Genomic DNA, 19,615 nt, shown 5'->3' on the forward strand with positions numbered 1-19,615 from the left:
CCGGCTTGGTCCGGGCGTGCAGGAGCGTGACGCCGTGACGGCGGCTTGGCGGCTGAACTCATGACGTTCAGGGCGTACCACGCAGCTCGGCGCAAGAACGAGCCAGCCGATGAAGGCTGCTTCAAAACCATTACTCGGAGGACCTCATGACCGCGGTCAGTACGGACAACACCGCACCGGAAGGCACGATATCCCGTGATTGCTGCTGACGAGACGTTCGACGGCACGTGGCCGTATCCCGCCCGTTTCAATGAGGCTGCCGGCTTCCGTCAGCATTATGTCGACGAGGGCCCCGAGCGGCCCGGTCAGACGATCGTCATGCTGCACGGTGAGCCCACGTGGGGCTACGAGTGGCGCCACCTGATCGGGCCGCTGTCGCGTCACCATCGGGTGGTCGTTCCCGACCACATGGGCTTCGGCAAGAGCGAGACGCCCCAGGATCGCACGTACGACGCGAGCGAACACATCCTGAATCTCGAATCGTTGCTCGTCGACACGCTCGACCTCACGGACATCACCCTGGTGGTCCGCGACTGGGGCGGCCCCATCGGCATCGGGTTCGCGTTGCGTAATCCCGGCCGGATCTCCCGGATCTTCGCGGTGAACACCGTGCTGCCGCTCGCCGAGGGCATCGAGGATCTGATGAAGGCCAACGGCGCCGAGAGCCGGTGGTTCCAGTGGGCCCATTCGGCGCTCGCGGACGGTTCGTTCGAGCAGATCCTCGGGCATGCGGGTCACACCATCGCCCAGTTGATGATCGATCTGCAACATGTCGTCCGGCCGGAGATCGCCACGCCGACCTGGATCCGCGCGTACTCCAGTCCCTTCCCGACCCCGGCGCAGAGCCGCGGTGTCATCGCGTTCCCCCGGCAGGTTCTGGAGGGTCCGCAGGGCCCGCAGCCCGGCCCGCCGCCCATGGAAGCCGTCGCCGCGCTGCGAGGCCTGCCGGCGATGCTGGCGGTCGGGATGCGCGACACCGCGCTGCTGCCCCAGTACGTGATCCCGGCGTTCAAGCTCAGCTACCCCGACGCACCTGTGGTCGAGATCCCGGGCGCCGGCCACTTCCCGACCGAGGACGCTCCCGAGACGCTGCTGGCACTGCTCGAACTGTTCCTGCAGACGTCCGCGCGCACCTGAAGGCCGAACGGCCGTCTCCGCGTGTGCGGAACCGGCCGTTCGACGTGAGCGAGGCGCCCACATCGACAAGGTCGTGGCCTTCTCCGGCATGTCCGAGGAGGCCCTACCTCTCGCGTGACGTGGCGGTGCTCCGCGCCGGGGACCTCGCACCTGCCGCCGCTTGTGCGACGGGGCCGGCTGTGCCGTTCTCAGCGGTGGTGCGGGCGAGGCAGCAATGCGAACGCGCTCTCCGCGATCGAGGTCAGGCGGGCGGGGCTGTGGCCGTACGCGCCGACGACGTCGGTCCCGCGAATGATGGTCAGCAGCAGGTAGGCCAGGTCATCGGGATCGGCGTCGGGATCGATGTCACCGTTGCGCTGCGCCGCTCGCACACACTCGGCCACCGCCGTGGTGAGCACGGAGAAGCAGTCGTTGGCCAGGCGTTGCACCTCGGGGTCGGAGGTGCCGATCTCCATGGCCATCTTAGCGGCGAAGCAGGCCGCCGCCGCCCGGTCGGAGGCAGGAGGCACGTCGGCGGCGAGTGGCACCCCGTGCACGGCGCGGAGCAAGTACCCACGCAGTCGCTCCAGGGCACCGTCGTCCGGTCCGGTCAGCGCCATCGGCGCGAACTGCGCCAGCCGGGCGTAGTACCCGGTCATCGCCTGCAAAAGCACGCCGTGTTTGCCGTCGAACGCGGCGTAGAGGCTGCCGCGGCCCAGGCCGGTGGCGGAGCTGATGTCATCGACGCTCGTGCCGTTGTAGCCCGTGGTGCGGAACTGCCGCTCGGCGGCATGCAGAACGTGGTCGTGGTCGAAGCTTCGTGGTCTCGCCATACCCAAAAGGTAATCCTGACCCGCCGTATTTGACAACTCAGTACAGAACCAGCTACGTTTTTGACAGTTCAGTACACAACCGTGCTGAGCTCGCCGGACCGGCTCGGTCCGGCTGTGCAGGACCACGACGTCGCGAAGGCGGCTTGGAGGTTGAACTCATGACACAGGTGACCCGGCGACCGCCCCTTGGCGAGGACTCCGCGAGCGATGCACTGGCCGAGGGGACCGTCGATGCGGTGGTGATCGGCGGGGGCGCCGCGGGGCTGAACGGTGCACTGATCCTGGCCCGCTCCCGCCGCTCGGTCGTCGTGATCGACAGCGGCTCCCCGCGCAACGCGCCCGCGGAGGCCGTGCACGGCTTGCTCGCCTTGGACGGCACCCCGCCGTCCGAGATCCTTCGACGGGGCCGGGAGCAGGTGCGCCAGTACGGCGGACGCGTCGTGCACGGCGAGGTGGTCTCGGCCGAGTCTGCCGCCCCGTCGGCGGACGGGGACCTGCGGTTCACCGTCACCCTGGCCGACGGCCGCAGCATCACCGCTCGCCGCATCCTGGTGGCCACCGGCCTCACCGATGTGCTGCCGCAGGTGCCCGGGCTCGCCGAGCACTGGGGGCACAGTGTGGTGCACTGCCCGTACTGCCACGGCTGGGAGGTGCGCGATGAGCCCATCGGCATCCTCGCCACCGGCGCGGCCTCCATCGGCCACGCGTTTCTGTTCCGCCAGCTGACCGAAGACCTGACGTACTTCACCCACGGCACCGACCTGGACGAGGACAGCCGCGCCCGCTTCGCCGCCCGCGGCATCCGCGTCATCGACACCCCGGTCACCGAGATCGTCAACGACCCCGACGGTGCCCTCGCCGGGGTGCGCCTGGCCGGCGGGCAGGTCGTGGCCCGCCGCGTCCTCGCGGTCGCCGCGCAGCTGCGGGCCCGCACCCAGGGCCTGGAAGGTCTGGGCCTGCCGGTGCGGGACCTGCCGAAAGGCCGCGGTTTCGCCTCCGGCGTGGACGGCGCCACCGAGGTGCCAGGTGTGTGGGTGGCCGGCAACGTCACCGATCTGGTCGCCCAGGTCGGGGCCTCCGCAGCGGCCGGTGCGCTGGCCGGCGCCGACATCAACAGGATGCTGGCCATCGCGGACACCGACGCGGCCCTGCAAGCGATCGCCGAGGCAAGCCCGCAAGCGGCCACCCGATGATCTCGAAGCCCTGAGATCTCAGCCCGTCACCCGCTCGCCTCACCTTCGCTGGTGAGCAAACCGATCTGTCCCAAGTGGAACCTCGGCTTCCTGAACGGCCGACCCACCCCAACCAGATGGAAGACACAACAATGACGGAACGCAAGCCCATTCTGATCACCGGCGCCGGCGGCCAAGTCGGTGGCGTGAGCAGGGTGATGGTCGACATGCTGCTCGAACAGGGCCACCCAGTGCGCGCGTTCGTGCGACGGGACGACGAACGCGCGCAGTCGCTGCGCGAGGCCGGGGCCGAGGTCTTCGTCGGCGACCTGTTCAAACTCGCGGACGTGGCCGCCTCGCTGAAGGGTGTCAAGCGCATCTACTTCAGCATGACCCCGCAGCCGCACTACGCCGATGCCCTCACCTTGATGGCCGCGGCGGCGCGAGCCCAGGGCGACATCGAGGCCTTCGTGCACTTGTCCAACTACGAGCAGTCGTACATGACGCTCGAGAAGATGACCACACCGGATGAGGAGCGGCGTTCTTGGCTCGGCGGACTGGTCACGGACTGGTCACCGCAGCAGCGGGCGCACTGGATCTGCGAGCAGGTGCTGGACTGGTCCGGCATCCCGACCGTCAACGTGCGTGCCACCCTGTTCGCCGAGAACCCCCATCTGACCTGGATGCTGGCGGGCCCGCTGAGCAACGGTGAGCTGCGCCTGCCCTTCGGCAACCAGCGGCTCGCACCCATCGCCGTTCACGACCTGGCAGAGGTGTGCGTGAAGATGCTGGTCGACCCCGCACCGCACATCTCGAAGTCCTACGCGCTCACCGGCCCGGAGCTGAAGGACATGTACGGGTTCGCTGAGGACTACGCAGCCGCGCTGGGACGCCAGGTCGCCTACATCCCTGAGGAAGTGGAGGCCTGGACCGAGGCCTACATAGACGAGACCGTCCTGCAGGAGACCCTGGGCGATCCGGCTGCGGCCCGGCACGTGGCGGCGCACCTGAGGATCCAGATCAAGCTGATCGCCGGCGGGCGGTACGACGTCCTCTCCGACCAGCTGGAAACCCTGCTCGGGCGCCCACCGCGGACCATGCGGTGGGCGCTGCAGAACAATGCGCGCCTGCGCGAACTGGCGGTTGCCCCGAGCCACTGAACGCTCCGGAGCAGAACATGACGCCAAGCAAGCAAGGGGAGAAATGAGTACCACGATCGACCGCGGGGCGCCCGTCTCCGCAAAGACAGACTCGGGCCTTCGCGGCTCACATGCCGTGCGCTGGTGGGTGCTGGTCGTGCTAGGCATGGCACAGCTCATGGTCATGCTCGATGCGACCGTCGTGAACATCGCGCTGCCCCAGGCACAGCAAGACCTCGGCTTCAGCGACGGCAGCCGGCAGTGGGTCATCACCGGTTACGCCCTGGCGTTCGGCAGCCTGCTGCTGCTCGGCGGCCGGCTCGGTGACCTGTTGGGCCGACGTACGCTCCTCGTGATCGGCTTGGCGGGTTTCGGGGCCGCGTCCGTTCTCGGCGGCTCGGCCGCCAGTTTCGAGATCTTCGTCGCGGCACGGGTGGCCCAAGGCCTGTTCGCTGCGCTGCTCGCGCCCGCGGCACTCGCACTGCTCAGCGTGACCTTCACCGAACCGTCAGAAAGAGCGAAGGCCTTCGGTGTCTTCAGTGCGTTGGGTGGTGCGGGCGGCGCGATCGGGCTGCTGCTCGGCGGCATGCTCACCGAATGGGCGTCGTGGCGGTGGGTGATGTACGTGAACGTCGCCTTCGCGGCCCCCGCCCTGATCGGTGCACTGCTGCTGCTGGCCAAGCCCGTGATCACCAAGAAGCCCAAACTCGACATTCCGGGCATCGTCGTGGTGAGCGCCGCACTGTTCGCCGTCGTCTACGGGTTCGCGCACGTAGAGTCCACCAGCTGGACCGACCCGGTCGCCCTCGGCTCCATGATCGTCGGCGCGGTGCTGCTCGTGGTGTTCGTCTGGCTGGAGTCCAAGGTCGCGCATCCGCTGCTGCCGCTGCGAGTCGTGCTGGACCGGACCCGCGGTGGTTCGTTCGTGGCGGTGTTCGTCATCGGCATGGGGATGTTCTCGATCTTCCTGTTCCTGACCTACTACTTCGCGGCCAGCCTCGGCTACTCGCCGATCAAGACCGGTCTGGCGTTCCTGCCGATGGTCGCGGCCGTCGTCGTCTCGTCGACCACGATGCCTTCGCTGGTGCTGCCCAAGGTCGGCCCGAAGATAGTCGTCAGCGCCAGCTTCCTGGTCGCCGCGGCCGGCATGGCCCTGCTGACCCGGCTCGAGTTGGACAGCACCTACGCCGCCCACATCATGCCCGGCCTGATCCTGCTGGGCCTCGGCCTCGGCGGGGTGATGACCACCGCGTTCCAGGGGGCGACCTCAGGCCTGCACCGCGATGACACGGGCGTCGCCTCGGCGCTGATCAACACCGGTCAGCAAATCGGCGGCTCCATCAGCACGGCGCTCCTGACCACCGTTGCCTCGTCGGCCGCGACCGACTACCTGACCTCGCACACGCCCAGCGCGCTGGCCGCGGCGCAGGCCGGGGTCCAGGGCTACACGGCCACCCTGGCGTGGGGCTCCGGGTTCTTCGTGGTCGGTGCGGTGATCGCGGCGTTCCTGATTCCGAATCGGGCCCTGGAGCCGTCCGAGGGCGAGCCCGTGCTGGCCCGCTGAGCCTGGATCCACCCTAGATGCCCTGCTTTCTGCGATGACTGTTGCTCTCAGGACACGAATCAGCGCAGGAAAGCAGGGCATCTCCAGGGCTCCACCGCGACCGTCTCACCCTGCGCCTCCACGACGGGGCGCTCTCCGCGATGGACCTCACCGCCTGCCACCCGCGCACCGGAGAACTGCGTGTGCCGGCATCCCGGCCAGCCACCGCACGTTCTCCCTCACCACCGGGTCCGGCTCGTGCACCAAGCGGTACCGCCAGCCAACCCACAATCTCTCAGCGACAGATCCTGAACGGGGACTAGCGCTCTGAAAGTTTTCATGCATAGTCTGGATGCGTGAATGACGGAGTGGCCAGGACGGCCGAGCGGGTAGTCGATCTCTTCCAGGGTGCGCGGCTCACGCCGACCCAGCGGCGGATCGCGCACAGCCTGGTTCAGCACGCTCCCTCGGCCGCCTACCTCTCCGCCGCCGAGGTCGCCGAGCTCGCCGGGGTGAGCCAGCCGTCGGTGACCCGGTTCGCCATGGCCCTGGGCTACGCCGGCTATCCCGCCCTGCGCCGCGAGCTGCGCGCCCTGGTCGGGGTCGGCGCCGCGCCGGCCGAGAGCGGCGACAATCCGATGCAGCGCGCCCTGCGGGCCGAGACGCAGCACCTGGAGCGCATGGCGGACCAGCTCGGCAGCCTCGATGACGTGCGGCGGGCCGCCCGGCTGCTCGCCGCGAGCCGGCCGCTGCCGGTGCTGGGCCTGCGCGCGGCCGGGCCGCTCGCGGCATATTTCGGGTATTTCGCCGCCAAGGTGCATCCGGACGTCCGGGTGCTCGACGACGGCGGCACGATGCTGATGGATCGCCTCGATCAGGCCCGCGCGTCCGGCGCGACCGCGATGCTGGCGATTGTGCTGCCCCGCTATCCCCGGGAGACCCTGGAGGCGATCCGCGAGGCCGGCGGCGCCGGTTTGGCCGTCGTCGCGCTCACCGATTCCGCGGTGAGCCCGGTCGCCGGGCACGCCGAGGTGGTGCTGCCCGCCCCGGTCGGCACCCAACTGGTCTTCGACCTGCACACCGGGCCGATGGCGATGGCGATGGTGCTGCTGCAGGCGATGTGCGACGCCGCGCCCGAGCAGGCCCAGCGCCGCCTGGAGGAATTCGAGGCGACCGCCTCCCGCCGTCACATCTTTGAAGCGTGAAGGAGCCTTCGATGTCAGTCCGATCGCCACGTGGCACCACCCGTACCGCCAAGGGGTGGCCGCAGGAGGCCGCCAAGCGGATGTTGCTGAACAACCTCGACCCCGACGTGGCCGAGCGCCCCGACGACCTGGTCGTCTACGGCGGCACCGGGCGTGCGGCCCGGGACTGGCCGTCGTTCCACGCCATCGTCCGGGAGCTGGACGTGCTGGCCGACGACGAGACGCTGCTGGTGCAGTCCGGCAAGCCGGTGGGGGTGTTCCGCACCCACGAGTGGGCGCCGCGGGTGTTGCTGGCCAACTCCAACCTGGTGGGCGACTGGGCGACCTGGCCGGAGTTCCGCCGGCTGGAGAAGCTCGGCCTGACCATGTACGGCCAGATGACCGCCGGCTCGTGGATCTACATCGGCACCCAGGGCATCCTGCAGGGCACCTACGAGACGTTCGCGGCCGTGGCGGCGAAGCGGTTCGGCGGCGACCTGGCCGGCACCCTGACCCTGACCGCCGGCTGCGGCGGCATGGGCGGCGCGCAGCCGCTCGCGGTGACCATGAACGGCGGGGCCTGCCTGGTCGTGGACGTCGACGAGTCGCGGCTGCGCCGCCGGGTCAAGGACCGCTACCTCGACACCGTGGCGACGGATCTGGACGATGCCGTCGCGCAGGCCGAGGCCGCCAGGCGGGACCGGGCCGCGATCAGCATCGGGGTCGTCGGCAACGCCGCCGAGGTCTTCCCCGAGCTGCTGCGCCAGGGCGTGGCGATCGACATCGTCACCGATCAGACCAGCGCGCACGACCCGCTGAGCTACGTGCCGGCCGGCGTGGAGCTGGCCGACGCCGCCGACTACGCCGCCGCCAAGCCGGAGGAGTTCACCGACCGGGCGCGGGAGAGCATGGCCCGGCACGTCGAGGCGATGGTCGGCTTCCTGGACGCCGGCGCCGAGGTGTTCGACTACGGCAACTCGATCCGCGGCGAGGCGCAGCTCGGCGGATACGAGCGGGCGTTCGCGTTCCCGGGGTTCGTGCCCGCGTACATCCGGCCGTTGTTCGCCGAGGGCAAGGGGCCGTTCCGCTGGGCCGCGCTCTCCGGCGACCCGGCCGACATCGCCGCCACCGACCGGGCCGTGCTGGAGCTGTTCCCGGAGAACGAGCCGCTGGCCCGGTGGATCCGGCTGGCCGGCGAGCGGGTCGCCTTCCAGGGGCTGCCGGCGCGGATCTGCTGGCTCGGCTACGGCGAACGGGACAAGGCCGGGGTGCGGTTCAACGACATGGTGGCGCGCGGCGAGGTGTCCGCGCCCCTGGTCATCGGCCGTGACCACCTCGACGCGGGGTCGGTGGCGTCGCCGTACCGGGAGACCGAGGCCATGTTGGACGGCTCGGACGCGATCGCCGACTGGCCGCTGCTGAACGCCATGATCAACACCGCGAGCGGGGCGAGCTGGGTCTCCATCCACCACGGCGGCGGCGTCGGCATCGGCCGCTCGATCCACGCCGGGCAGGTCTGCGTCGCCGACGGCACCGCCCTGGCCGGGCAGAAGATCGAGCGGGTGCTCACCAACGACCCGGGCATGGGCGTGATCCGGCACGTGGACGCCGGCTACGAGTCCGAGGCCGCGGCCTCGGTGCACGTCCCGATGCGGAAAGACGCATGACCGCGGCCTTTTCGCGGCTCTGGGCCGAGATCGCGCCGATCGGCCGCGACCCGGCCGGCGGCTATCTCCGGTACGCCCTCAGCGAACCCGAACTGATCCTGCGCGACTGGTTCCGCAACCAGGCCGACCGCCGCGACATGACGGTGACCGACGACGGCAACGGCAACCTGTTCGCCTGGTGGGGCCGGCAATGGGGCCCCGGCACCGTGCTGACCGGCTCGCACTTCGACTCGGTGCCGCACGGCGGAGGGTACGACGGCCCGCTCGGCATCGTGAGCGCGTTCCTCGCCGTCGACCGGCTCCGGGCGGCCGGGGTCACCCCGGCGCGGCCGATCGCCGTGGCCGCGTTCGTGGAGGAGGAGGGTGGCCGCTTCGGGCTGCCCTGCCTCGGCTCGCGGCTGCTGACCGGTGCGATCGATCCGGACAGCGCCGCCGCGCTGCGCGACGCCGAGGGCGTGACGTTCGGCGAGGCGCTGGGTGCCCGGCCGGCCGGGGCGCTGCCCGCGCTGGCGAGCCGGGTCGGCGCGGTGGTGGAGTTGCACATCGAGCAGGGCCGGGCGCTGACCGTGCCGGTCGGGGTGGCCAGCGCGATCTGGCCGCACGGTCGCTGGCGGCTGGAGTTCACCGGCGACGGTGACCACGCCGGCACCACCCGGATGGCCGACCGGCACGACCCGATGCTGACCTTCGCGGACACGGTGCTGGCCGCGAACGAGGAGGCCCGGCTGGCCGGCGCGCTCGCCACGATCGCGCGGGTGTCGGTGCAGCCCAACGCCACCAACGCGATCCCGTCGCTGGTGCGCGCCTGGCTCGACGCCCGGGCGGCCGACGCCGCGACCATGGAACGCCTGGTCGACACCATCGTGAAGCGCGCGGTGAACCGGGCGGCCCGGGACGGCACGCAGGTCGTCGTCGAGCCGGAGTCGGCGTCCCCGGAGGTCGCCTTCGACACCACGCTGGCCGCCCGGCTGTCCGCCCTGCTGGGTGACGCGCCGATCCTGCCGACCGGCGCGGGCCACGACGCGGGCGTGCTCTCCGCGCACGTGCCGACCGCGATGCTCTTCGTCCGCAACCCGACCGGCATCTCGCACTCCCCCGCCGAGCACGCCTCCGACGCCGACTGCGCGGCCGGCGTCGAGGCGCTGGCCGAGGTGCTCAAGGAGCTGGCGGGCACTTCATGAGCTATTTCGCGGAGCTGGCCTGGATCGACGGTGCCATCGCGCGCGACGTGCGCCTGGAGATCACCGACGGGCGCTTCACCGCCGTGACGCCGGGCGCGGCCGCCGTCGGCACCCTGCTGCCCGGGCTGGTGCTGCCCGGGCTGGCCAACGCCCATTCGCACGCGTTCCACCGGGCCCTGCGTGGGCGCACGCACGGCGACCGCGGCAGCTTCTGGACCTGGCGCGAGCTGATGTATTCGGTGGCCGGCCGGCTCGACCCGGACAGCTACTTCACCCTGGCCCGGGCCGTGTACGGCGAGATGGCCCTGGCCGGGATCACCTGCGTGGGCGAGTTCCACTACCTGCACCACGCACCGGGCGGCACCGCCTACGCCGACCCGAACGCGATGGGCCACGCGCTGATCGCGGCCGCCGGGGAAGCCGGCATCCGGATCACCCTGCTGGACGCGCTCTACCTGACCTCCAGCGTGGACGGCCGGCCGCTGGAGGGTGTGCAGCGGCGCTTCGGCGACCGCGACCTCGACGGCTGGCTGGAACGCACCGACGCGCTGCGAGCGGCGCCGCACGCGCGGCTGGGCGCGGCCGTGCATTCGGTACGGGCCGTGCCCGCGCACCTGCTCGGCGGGTTGGCCGGCCGGGCCCCGCTGCACGTCCACCTGTCCGAGCAGCGCGCGGAGAACGAGCAGTGCCTGGCCACCCACGGCTGCACCCCGACGGAGTTGCTGCAGCGGCACGGCGTCCTCGGCCCCGGCACCACCGCCGTGCACGCCACCCACCTCAGCGACGGTGACCTCAAGGCGCTCGGCACCACCGGCACCGGCGTGTGTCTGTGCCCCACCACCGAACGCGACCTGGCCGACGGGATCGGCCCCGGCCGCAGCCTGGCCGACGCCGGCGTCCCGCTGAGCCTCGGCAGCGACAGCCAGGCCGTGATCGACCTGTTCGAGGAGGCCCGCGGGGTGGAGCTCGACGAGCGGCTCGCCACCGAGCGCCGCGGCCACTTCAGCCCGGCCGAGTTGCTCGCCGCGGCGACCGCGCACGGCGCGCTGGGCTGGGACGACGCCGGGCGCATCGCCGTCGGGGCCCGGGCCGACCTGGTCGCCGTCGGCTTGGACAGCGTGCGCACGGCCGGGGTCGACCCGGCCGGCGCGGTCTTCGCCGCCACCGCGGCCGACGTCACCCACGTGGTCGCGGACGGCCGCCTGATCGTGGACGGCGGCCGACACACCCTGTTCGACGTCCCCACCGCCCTGCGGGAGGCCCTGGCGTGACCGAGTTCGAGAGCAGTCGTCGGAGCACCGGGGGTGACGATGGCAGGAGCCTTCTCATCACCAATATCGGCGAGCTGGTGACCAACGATCCGGAGACGGGCGTGCTGGCGAACGCCGCCGTGGTCGTCGACGGTGACCGGATCGCCTGGATCGGCGCGGCGGCGCACGCACCCGAGGCCGACGAACGGCTCGACGCCGGCGGCGCCGCGGTCATCCCGAGCTTCGTGGACAGCCACGCCCACCTGGTCTTCGCCGGCGACCGGGCCGGCGAGTTCGCGGCCCGGATGAACGGCGAGCCGTACACCGGCGGCGGCATCCGCACGACCGTCGCGGCGACCCGGGCGGCAAGCGACGAGGAGTTGCTGGCCGCCGCCCGCCGGCTGCTGCTGGAGGCGCGGCGGCAGGGCAGCACCACAGTCGAGATCAAGAGCGGCTACGGACTGAGCGTCGAGGACGAGGCTCGCAGCCTGCGGATCGCGCGCGAACTCACCGACGAGACCACGTTCCTCGGCGCGCACGTCGTACCGGCCGAGTACCGCGACGACCCCGACGGCTACGTGGCCCTGGTGAGCGGGCCGATGCTCGCGGCCGTCACGCCGTACGCGAAATGGGTTGATGTCTTCTGCGACCGGGGTGCTTTCGACGGCGACCAGGCCCGGGCGGTGCTGACCGCGGGGGCGAAGGCCGGGCTCGGGCTGCGCGTGCACGCCAATCAGCTGACCGCCGGGCCGGGCGTGCGGCTCGCGGTCGAGCTCGGCGCCGCCAGCGCCGATCACTGCACCCACCTCACCGACGCGGACGTGGCCGCGCTGGCCGGTTCGGAGACCGTGGCGACGCTGCTGCCCGGTGCCGAGTTCTCCACCCGGTCGCCGTACCCGGACGCGCGCCGGCTGCTCGACGCCGGCGTCACGGTGGCGCTGGCCACCGACTGCAACCCCGGGTCGTCGTACACGTCGTCGATGTCCTTCTGTATCGCGCTCGCCGTCCGCGAGATGCGGATGACCCCGGCCGAGGCCCTCTGGGCCGCGACCGCGGGCGGCGCCCGGGCCCTGCGCCGCGACGACGTCGGCGTGCTGCGCCCCGGCGCGCGGGCCGACCTGGCCGTCCTCGACGCGCCTTCCTACCTGCACCTGGCCTACCGGCCGGGCGTACCCCTGATCGCCACAGTGCTGCACAACGGAGTGCCCCAGTGACCATTTCTGTAGAACCCACCGGCATCACCCCCGCCGACGTCCTCGCCGTCGCGCGGCACGACGCCCGCGTCGAGATCTCCGCGGCCACCCACGCCGCCATGGCCCGCAGTCGGGCCATCGTCGACCAGATCGAGGCCTCCGGCCGCCCGGTGTACGGCGTCTCGACCGGCTTCGGCGCGCTGGCGAACACCTCCATCGCCCCGGAACGCCGAGCCGAGTTGCAGCACGCGCTGATCCGGTCGCACGCCGCCGGCATCGGCGCCCCGATGCCCCGCGAGGTGGTGCGGGCGATGATGCTGCTGCGGGTGCGGTCGCTGGCCCTCGGCCTGTCCGGGGTACGGCCGGTGCTCGCGCAGGGGCTCGTCGACCTGCTCAACAACGACATCACCCCGTGGGTGCCCGAGCACGGCTCGCTGGGCGCCTCCGGTGACCTGGCGCCGCTGGCGCACTGCGCGCTGGTGCTGCTCGGCGAGGGCTGGGTGCTCGGCAAGGACGGCTCCCGGCTGGCCGCGGCCGACGCCCTGCACGGCTCCGGCCTGCAGCCGCTGGCGCTGGCCGCCAAGGAGGGCCTGGCGCTGATCAACGGCACCGACGGCATGCTCGGCATGCTGCTGCTGGCGATCGAGGACGCCCAGCACCTGTTCGCGATGGCGGACGTGACGGCGGCGCTGGCGATCGAGGCGATGCTCGGCTCGGAACGGCCGTTCCTGCCGGAGCTGCACGCGATCCGGCCGCACCCCGGTCAGTCCGACTCCGCGGCCAACATCCACCGGCTGCTGCGGGACTCGGCGATCATGGACTCGCACCGCGACGACCTGGCGCACGCCGTGCAGGACGCGTACTCCATGCGCTGCGCGCCGCAGGTCGCCGGCGCGGCCCGGGACACCCTGGAATTCGTGCGGACCACCGCCGGGCGCGAGCTGCTGTCCGTGGTCGACAACCCGGTCGTGCTCGCCGACGGCCGGGTGGAGTCCACCGGCAACTTCCACGGCGCGCCGCTCGGCTTCGCCGCCGACTTCCTCGCCATCGCCGCCGCCGAGGTGGGCGCGATCGCCGAGCGCCGGGTGGACCGGCTGCTGGACGTGACCCGCAACCGCGCGCTGCCGCCGTTCCTGGCCCCGGACGCCGGGGTCAACTCGGGCCTGATGATCGCCCAGTACACGGCCGCCGGCATCGTCGCGGAGAACCGGCGGCTGGCCGCGCCCGCCTCGGTCGACTCGCTGCCCACCAGCGGGATGCAGGAGGACCACGTGTCGATGGGCTGGGCCGCGACCAAGAAGCTCCGCACGGTCCTGGACAACCTGACCAGCCTGCTCGCCGTCGAACTGCTGGCCGGCGTCCGCGGCATCCAGCTGCGCGCGCCGCTGAGCCCGTCACCGGCCGGTCGCGCGGCGGTCGCGGCGCTGGTGGGCTTCGCCGGCGAACCCGGCCCGGACGTCTTCCTGGCGCCGGTCATCGAGCAGACCCGCGCGGTCGTCGCCGGCCGGGCGTTGCGCGCCGAGATCGAGGAGGCCGTCGGCCCGCTGCGCTAGGTTCGTGCCCCGGCCCTGCCGACGGCGCTCCTCCTGTCATGTCCTATGTGTATGCCGGCGCGTCACAAGCCCGCCGGAACCGGCGCTTGTAGGCGTCGAAGTCCCATGCCGCCCGCTGCCCGTCGCCGTCGAGGAACAGCGCGGCGGCCTTCCGGCCGCGCTCGAACAACATCTCGGCGGTGTCGGGACGCAGATCGAAGTCCGTGGCGCTCACATCTCCGGTGTCCACGACGATCGTCCGGGCGATGACATCCGGCCGTCCGGTCCGCAGCCGGTCGTAGAACCCGGTCATCGTCGACAGCATCGCCCGGGAGAGCGAGACGACGCCGTCGATCCGGTTCATCGTGGGCACCGCCGGGTCTCCGGACAGCTTGATGCCGAAGGTCGGCCAGCGCGGCTCGACGTCGGCCCGGTCGAACACGCCGATCGGGAAGTTCGACAGCAGGCCGCCGTCGACCAGCCAGGCTTCCTGTCCGGAGATCCGGTCCGGGCAGCGGGCGGGCCGGAAGTAGTACGGGATGGCGGTCGACGCGCGGACGGCGTCGGCCACCGAGGCCTCGCCCGGGTCCACGCCGAACCGCTCCCGATATTCCCACGGCAGCCGGACGAGGCGGCCCTGCGACAGGTCCGACGCCATCGCGACGAACCGGAAACGCCGGTCCGGCTCGTCCTGTAGGCCCGCCGCCGCCCCGACGTCGTTCAGGGGCAGGTCGGCGAAGGTCCGGACGCCGGCCTCCTGCAGGCACTCGGCCACCCAGGAGCGCAGCGCGTCGCCCTTGCACCAGCCCTTGAACGCCAGGACGGCGGCGAAGGCGCCGAGGGGTCCGAGCCGGCCGAGCGGCGGTGGATCACGGAACCGGCGGTATTCGACGGCCTGCATCATCTCCCGCAGCCGGGTCCCCGGGATGCCGGCGGCGACGAGGCAGCCCACCAATGATCCCGCTGACGTGCCGGCCACCTTGCGGAAGCGGTAGCCGCGCTCCTCGAGCATCGACACGGCGCCCGCCAGCGCGACGCCTTTGACGCCGCCGCCCTCCAGGACGAGGTCGGCGTTCAGTTCGTTGGTCATGGCAACTCCCGCTCCGGTTCGGGCCGCCGGTCGCGACCCACGAGGCCAGAGCGCTCAGGCCGGTCGGTGATACGTCAGCGCCGCAGGTATCTGCGCGGCGTCCGGGCGCTCTGGTTTCAGTGAGGAACGGAGGCGATGGTGATGCCGCGTCTGGAGATCGCCCTCGAAGAGGGGTTCGACGGTGAGCCGGTGGTCGTTGCGATCGACGGCGAGGTGGTGCTCGACGAGCCCGCCGTACGGACCCGCCAGCAGATCGGGCTCGCCGCATCGATCGTCGTCGACGCGCCGCGCCGGTGCCGGGTGGAGGCGCGCATCGCCGCCTCGGGATCGGTCGCCGGGCTCGACGTCGACGTGACGCGGACGCCCCACGTCTGGATCTCGCACGGACCCGGCGGTCTCACCGCGACCGCCGGCGCCGCCGCCCACCGCTACGCCTGATCACCCTCGGCGCCCGGCCGAACCAAGGAGGAACCCCATGTCCATCGACGAGAAGACCGAACTGTCCGCCCACGACATGATGCGCCTGGCAGCCCCGCCGGACGCCCTGGACCGGCCCGCGGACGACACGGACGAGGCCGCGGCTCCGTTCCCGCTCCCGCTGCTGCGCCGCAGCGGGGTGTACGTCCGGAACCCGTTCCTGCCGCGGACGCCCGCCGCGGACGAAACCGCGGGCGATGAGGCCGCCGGTGCCATCCTCACGACCTTCGAAGAGCTCCGCGTCGACGTGGACGGCCTGCACCCGACCATGACCGTCAGCGGCACGATCGCGCGGCTGTTCGGCGGGCGGCTGACCTGGATCGCGCGCGTCGCCTGGGATCCGGCGCGCAAGGGCTACGCGGGTTCGATCAGCTATCGCGACGGAGTGGCCGCGCTCCAGCCGCACACCGACGTCTTCGTCACGGTGTCCGGCGGTTGGTGGCCCTTCGGCGCCCCGCGGATCGCCAATGTCGTCTACTCCGGTGGCGGGTCACCGAACTCGCGCCGGCAGTACTCGTATGCCCGATCGGCCTTCCGCACGGTCGGCATCGAATACGACTGCGCCAGCGATGCCACGGCGGTCACCGAGTACGACCTCCGGTCGCACCCCAACCGCCCGGCCGACCTGCCCGACCAGGTGCTGACGATCGAGGGTGCCTACTCGAGGCTGGGCATCAAGATGTCCAGGACCGGTGGCGACAACGTCATCCCGGCCACCGCCGCCGGGGCGAACGCCACCTGGTCGGACATCGAGATGCACGATGCCATGGTGACGCACTGGTCGAAATGGGCCGACGTCCCGCAATGGCAGGTGTGGACGCTCTTCGCCGGCCAGCACGACCTCGGCCAGGGCCTCGGCGGCATCATGTTCGACGACATCGGCACCGCCCAGCGGCAGGGCTGCGCGATCTTCAGCAACTCCTTCATCTCCCAGCCGCCGGCGGGTGACCCGAACGCCGCCGCGGCCGTGCAGCGGATGCGGTTCTGGACCGCGATGCACGAGATCGGGCACAGCTTCAACCTGGCACATTCGTGGCAGAAGTCGCTGGGGACCGCGTGGGTTCCGCTCGCCGACGAGCCCGAGGCGCGCAGCTTCATGAACTACCCGTTCTTCGTCAACGGCGGCAGTGACGCGTTCTTCGCCGACTTCGCCTACCGCTTCAGCGATGACGAGCTGCTGTTCCTGCGGCACGCGCCGGAGCGGCTGGTGCAGCCGGGCGCCGCGCCCTGGTTCGACCACCACGCCTTCGAGCAGGTTCGCCAGGCTTCGGCGAGCACGCTCACGCTGACGCTGCGGGTCAACCGGCCGACCGCCCGCTTCGCCGCGCTGGAGCCGGTGGTGGCGGAGGTCAAGTTCCAGAACACCTCGCCGGTGCCGCAGGTCGTGGACCGCAACGCGCTCACCGGCGACGGCCTGACCGTCGTGATCAAGGGCGACCGGCGCGAAGCCCGTTGCTGGGCACCGTTCGCCCGCTACTGCTATCAGCCGGAGCCCCGGGTGCTCCAGCCGGGCGAGTCGTTGTACGCCCCGGTGTTCCTGTGGGCCGGCAGCAACGGCTTCGACCTCGCCGAGCCGGGCCGCTACTCGGTGTACGCCGCCCTGTCGACGCCCGCCGGCGACGTCCTGTCCGCGCCCCTGCGGCTGGAGATCCTCCCGGCGGACACCCGTGAGATCGACCGGCTCGCCCCCGAGGTGCTGACCGAGGAGGTCGGGCGGGTGCTCGCGTTCGGCGGCAGCCGGGGCGGCTCGACGGAGCTGGACCGTGCCAACGAAGTGCTCGCGGGCGTGGTGGAGCGGATGCCGTCGTCACCGCTCGGCGTGCACGCCGCCGCCGCGCTCGGCAGCGTCGCAGCGGCGCCGGGACGGGTGCTGATCGGCGTGGGATCCGAGCAACGGTTCGACGTGGTCGATCCCGACCCGGACGCGGCGCGGGCGCTGCTCGCCACCGCGTACGCGGATCTGCCGAAGGCGGCCGACACCCTCGGGCACATCCGCCTGACGCAGCAGGCCGTGGGCAGCGCCGAGGCGCTGGCGGCGACCGGCGCGTCGGCCGAGGGCGCGCAGATCGCCGGCGAACTCGCGACCACGCTGCGCGACCGCGGCGTTCGGCCGGCGGTGGTGGCCCGGGTCGAGGCCGTCGCGGAGCAGCTCGCGCGGTAACCGGTCGCCCGGCCGCTCCAGCCTGCGATCGGAGCGGCCGGCGGCCAGCCGGTTCCAGCCGCAGCGGAGGACCCGCCGCTAGGCTCTCCATCATGGACGGTACAGCGGTGGTCATCGGCGCCGGCATGGGCGGGCTCGCCACGGCGCGCGTGCTCAGCAGGCGGTACGCGCAGGTCGTGGTCCTCGACCGGGACACCCTGCCGGCGGGCGGCGAGCCCCGGCGTGGCGTGCCGCAGAGCGCGCACGGGCACATCCTGCTGATCTCCGGGCTGCGGGAGCTGGCTGGGCTCTTCCCCGGCCTCGACGACGAGCTGGTCGAGCGCGGTGCCAGCCGCTTCGACCTGGGCACCGGGCTGTGCAACTACCGGTTCGGGCGGCGGCGGATCAGCGCACCGGCCGGGCAGGACCTGACCTCGGTGAGCCGACCACAGCTGGAAGCGGTGATCCGCGAACGCGTCGCCACCGAGCCGAATGTGAAGATCCGCGAAGGCGTGACGGTGTCCGCGCTGACCGGCACAGCCACCGCGGTGACCGGAGTCGTGCTCGACACCGGTGAGACCATCGCCGCCGGCCTGGTCGTGGACTGCTCCGGGCGCAGCAGCCGCTCTGACCGATGGCTCGCCGAGCTGGGCCTGCCCACGCCACGGCAGCTCGAGGTCGAGATCGGCGTCGCCTACACCACCCGCGTCTACCGGCGTGGGAGCGACGAGCTGGAGGGATGGCGGGCAGCGATCGTGGTGCCCGAGCCGCCGCACGAGAAGCGGGCCGGGCTGGTGCTGCCGATCGAGGGCGACCGGTGGCTGGTAGCGGTGGGCGGCTGGCACATCGACCCGGTGCCCAGCGACGTGGCGAGCTTCGAGGCGTACGCGCGGAGCCTGCCGGACCCCATCGTGGCGAACCTGATCTCGCGTGCTGAGCCGCTCGGCGAGCCGGTCCCGTACCGTTTCCGGTCCAGCCGCCGCCGGCTCTTCGAGGAGCTGGACCGGCTCCCGGCCGGGTATGTCACCGTCGGCGACGCCGTCTGCAGCTTCAACCCGATCTACGGGCAGGGCATGACGGTCGCCGCGATGGCCGCGGTCGCGCTCGGCGAGGTGCTGGACCGGCACGGCTCGGTGACGGCTGCCGCCGCGCGCGACTACTACCGGGCCGCCGCCGGGCTGATCGCCGTGCCGTGGCGGTTCGCGGTCGGCAACGACTTCGCATACCCGGAGACGGCCGGGCCGCGGCCCCGCGGCGTCGGCCTCACCAACTGGTATTCCAAACGGCTCGGCATCGCGTCGCAGGTGTCGCCCGAGCTGAGCCGGGTCTACCTGGGCGTGCAGCAGTTGCTCGCGCCCCCGAGCGAGTTGCTCAAGCCGTCGGTCATCGCCAAGGCGCTGCGGCTCGGCGGCCGGCGCGACGGCCGCGCGAGTTAGCCGGAGCGGGGCAGTTCCTTGGCGATGACCTTGGACAGCTCCCGGAACGCCTTGCCGCGGTGGCTGATCGCGTCCTTCTCCGCCGGGCTCAGCTCCGCGTTGGTCCGGCTCTGGCCCTCGCCGAGGAAGATCGGGTCGTAGCCGAACCCGCCGGTGCCGCGCCGCGAGCGCAGGATCTGGCCGCGCTGCTTGCCCTCGACCAGATGCTCGCGGCCGTTGGGCAGCACGAGCACCGCCGCGCAGACGAAGGCGCCGCCACGATATTCGTCCGGGACGTCACCGATCTGGGCCAGCACCAGCTCCAGGTTGGCCTGGTCGTCGCCGTGGCCACCGGCCCAGCGCGCGCTGAACACGCCCGGCATGCCGTTGAGCGCGTCCACGGCCAGCCCCGAGTCGTCCGCGACCGTCGGCAGGCCGGTGCGCGAGGCACCCTCGCGCGCCTTGATCAGCGCGTTCTCCCCGAAGGTCAGGCCGGTCTCGGGCACGTCCGGATAGTCCGGGAACGCACCGAGCCCGATCAGGTCGACGCTGCCGGAGCCGAGCGCGTAGTCGAGGATGCGCTGCAGCTCGACCAGCTTCTTCTGGTTGGCCGTCGCCAGCAGCAGCCGGGCGCTCATGAGCGAACCTCCTTCGGCATGCTCTTCCGGCCCTCGCCGGTGAGG

The 19,615-nt window shown here is 71.9% G+C and carries 16 protein-coding genes; 13 read left to right on the forward strand and 3 right to left on the reverse strand.

Annotated features, from left to right (window positions below):
- Positions 1–195: 195 nt before the first annotated feature.
- Positions 196–1,137 (forward strand): alpha/beta fold hydrolase, encoded by a 942-nt coding sequence (locus DMB66_RS00105; RefSeq protein WP_125801908.1) that lies wholly within the window; start codon positions 196–198, stop codon positions 1,135–1,137.
- A gap of 188 nt (positions 1,138–1,325) precedes the next feature.
- On the opposite strand, the gene DMB66_RS00110 is transcribed toward DMB66_RS00105, so the two are convergent.
- Positions 1,326–1,949, reverse strand: a complete 624-nt coding sequence (locus DMB66_RS00110) for a TetR/AcrR family transcriptional regulator (protein ID WP_125801909.1) — start codon at positions 1,947–1,949, stop codon at positions 1,326–1,328.
- 158 nt (positions 1,950–2,107) lie between these two features.
- Between DMB66_RS00110 and DMB66_RS00115 the strand changes: the two genes are divergently transcribed.
- From DMB66_RS00115 to hutH, 9 genes are all read left to right on the forward strand, one after another.
- Entirely contained in the window at positions 2,108–3,142 is a 1,035-nt protein-coding gene (locus DMB66_RS00115; protein WP_125801910.1) for an NAD(P)/FAD-dependent oxidoreductase, read from the forward strand.
- Between the two features lie 116 nt (positions 3,143–3,258).
- Positions 3,259–4,281 (forward strand): NAD(P)H-binding protein, encoded by a 1,023-nt coding sequence (locus DMB66_RS00120; protein WP_199751586.1) that lies wholly within the window; start codon positions 3,259–3,261, stop codon positions 4,279–4,281.
- Between the two features lie 145 nt (positions 4,282–4,426).
- Entirely contained in the window at positions 4,427–5,824 is a 1,398-nt protein-coding gene (locus DMB66_RS00125; RefSeq protein ID WP_233624181.1) for an MFS transporter, read from the forward strand.
- Between the two features lie 335 nt (positions 5,825–6,159).
- The gene (locus tag DMB66_RS00130; protein ID WP_125801912.1) at positions 6,160–7,008 is read left to right on the forward strand and encodes a MurR/RpiR family transcriptional regulator; all 849 of its coding nucleotides are present in this window, start codon (positions 6,160–6,162) and stop codon (positions 7,006–7,008) included.
- Positions 7,009–7,019: 11 nt separating this feature from the next.
- Positions 7,020–8,654, forward strand: a complete 1,635-nt coding sequence (gene hutU / locus DMB66_RS00135) for a urocanate hydratase (RefSeq protein WP_125801913.1) — start codon at positions 7,020–7,022, stop codon at positions 8,652–8,654.
- Entirely contained in the window at positions 8,651–9,835 is a 1,185-nt protein-coding gene (locus DMB66_RS00140; protein WP_125801914.1) for an allantoate amidohydrolase, read from the forward strand. Before hutU ends, DMB66_RS00140 begins: the two co-directional genes overlap by 4 nt.
- Positions 9,832–11,106 (forward strand): formimidoylglutamate deiminase, encoded by a 1,275-nt coding sequence (locus DMB66_RS00145; RefSeq protein ID WP_125801915.1) that lies wholly within the window; start codon positions 9,832–9,834, stop codon positions 11,104–11,106. The genes DMB66_RS00140 and DMB66_RS00145 overlap by 4 nt, the downstream gene beginning before the upstream one ends.
- Positions 11,103–12,299 carry an imidazolonepropionase gene (gene hutI, locus DMB66_RS00150; protein ID WP_125801916.1) on the forward strand — a complete coding sequence of 399 codons (1,197 nt, stop codon included), beginning with the start codon at positions 11,103–11,105 and terminating at the stop codon, positions 12,297–12,299. Before DMB66_RS00145 ends, hutI begins: the two co-directional genes overlap by 4 nt.
- Positions 12,296–13,831 carry a histidine ammonia-lyase gene (gene hutH, locus DMB66_RS00155; RefSeq protein ID WP_125801917.1) on the forward strand — a complete coding sequence of 512 codons (1,536 nt, stop codon included), beginning with the start codon at positions 12,296–12,298 and terminating at the stop codon, positions 13,829–13,831. The genes hutI and hutH overlap by 4 nt, the downstream gene beginning before the upstream one ends.
- A 43-nt stretch (positions 13,832–13,874) precedes the next feature.
- On the opposite strand, the gene DMB66_RS00160 is transcribed toward hutH, so the two are convergent.
- Entirely contained in the window at positions 13,875–14,900 is a 1,026-nt protein-coding gene (locus DMB66_RS00160) for a patatin-like phospholipase family protein (RefSeq protein WP_125801918.1), read from the reverse strand.
- Between the two features lie 135 nt (positions 14,901–15,035).
- Here DMB66_RS00160 and DMB66_RS00165 point away from each other — a divergent pair, with 135 nt between their 5' ends.
- The 3 genes from DMB66_RS00165 to DMB66_RS00175 all read left to right on the forward strand — a co-directional run bounded on the left by DMB66_RS00165 (position 15,036) and on the right by DMB66_RS00175 (position 18,953).
- Positions 15,036–15,338 carry a hypothetical protein gene (locus DMB66_RS00165; RefSeq protein WP_125801919.1) on the forward strand — a complete coding sequence of 101 codons (303 nt, stop codon included), beginning with the start codon at positions 15,036–15,038 and terminating at the stop codon, positions 15,336–15,338.
- A gap of 37 nt (positions 15,339–15,375) precedes the next feature.
- A complete protein-coding gene (locus DMB66_RS00170; protein WP_125801920.1) occupies positions 15,376–17,538 on the forward strand; it encodes a hypothetical protein in 2,163 nt (720 codons plus the stop codon).
- Between the two features lie 92 nt (positions 17,539–17,630).
- The gene (locus DMB66_RS00175; protein ID WP_125801921.1) at positions 17,631–18,953 is read left to right on the forward strand and encodes an NAD(P)/FAD-dependent oxidoreductase; all 1,323 of its coding nucleotides are present in this window, start codon (positions 17,631–17,633) and stop codon (positions 18,951–18,953) included.
- On the opposite strand, the gene rdgB is transcribed toward DMB66_RS00175, so the two are convergent.
- Positions 18,950–19,570: an RdgB/HAM1 family non-canonical purine NTP pyrophosphatase gene (gene rdgB, locus DMB66_RS00180; protein WP_125801922.1), complete on the reverse strand. Its 621-nt coding sequence runs from the start codon at positions 19,568–19,570 to the stop codon at positions 18,950–18,952. The genes DMB66_RS00175 and rdgB overlap by 4 nt on opposite strands.
- Positions 19,571–19,615 lie beyond the last annotated feature (45 nt).

It is taken from the genome of Actinoplanes sp. ATCC 53533 (assembly GCF_003947245.1).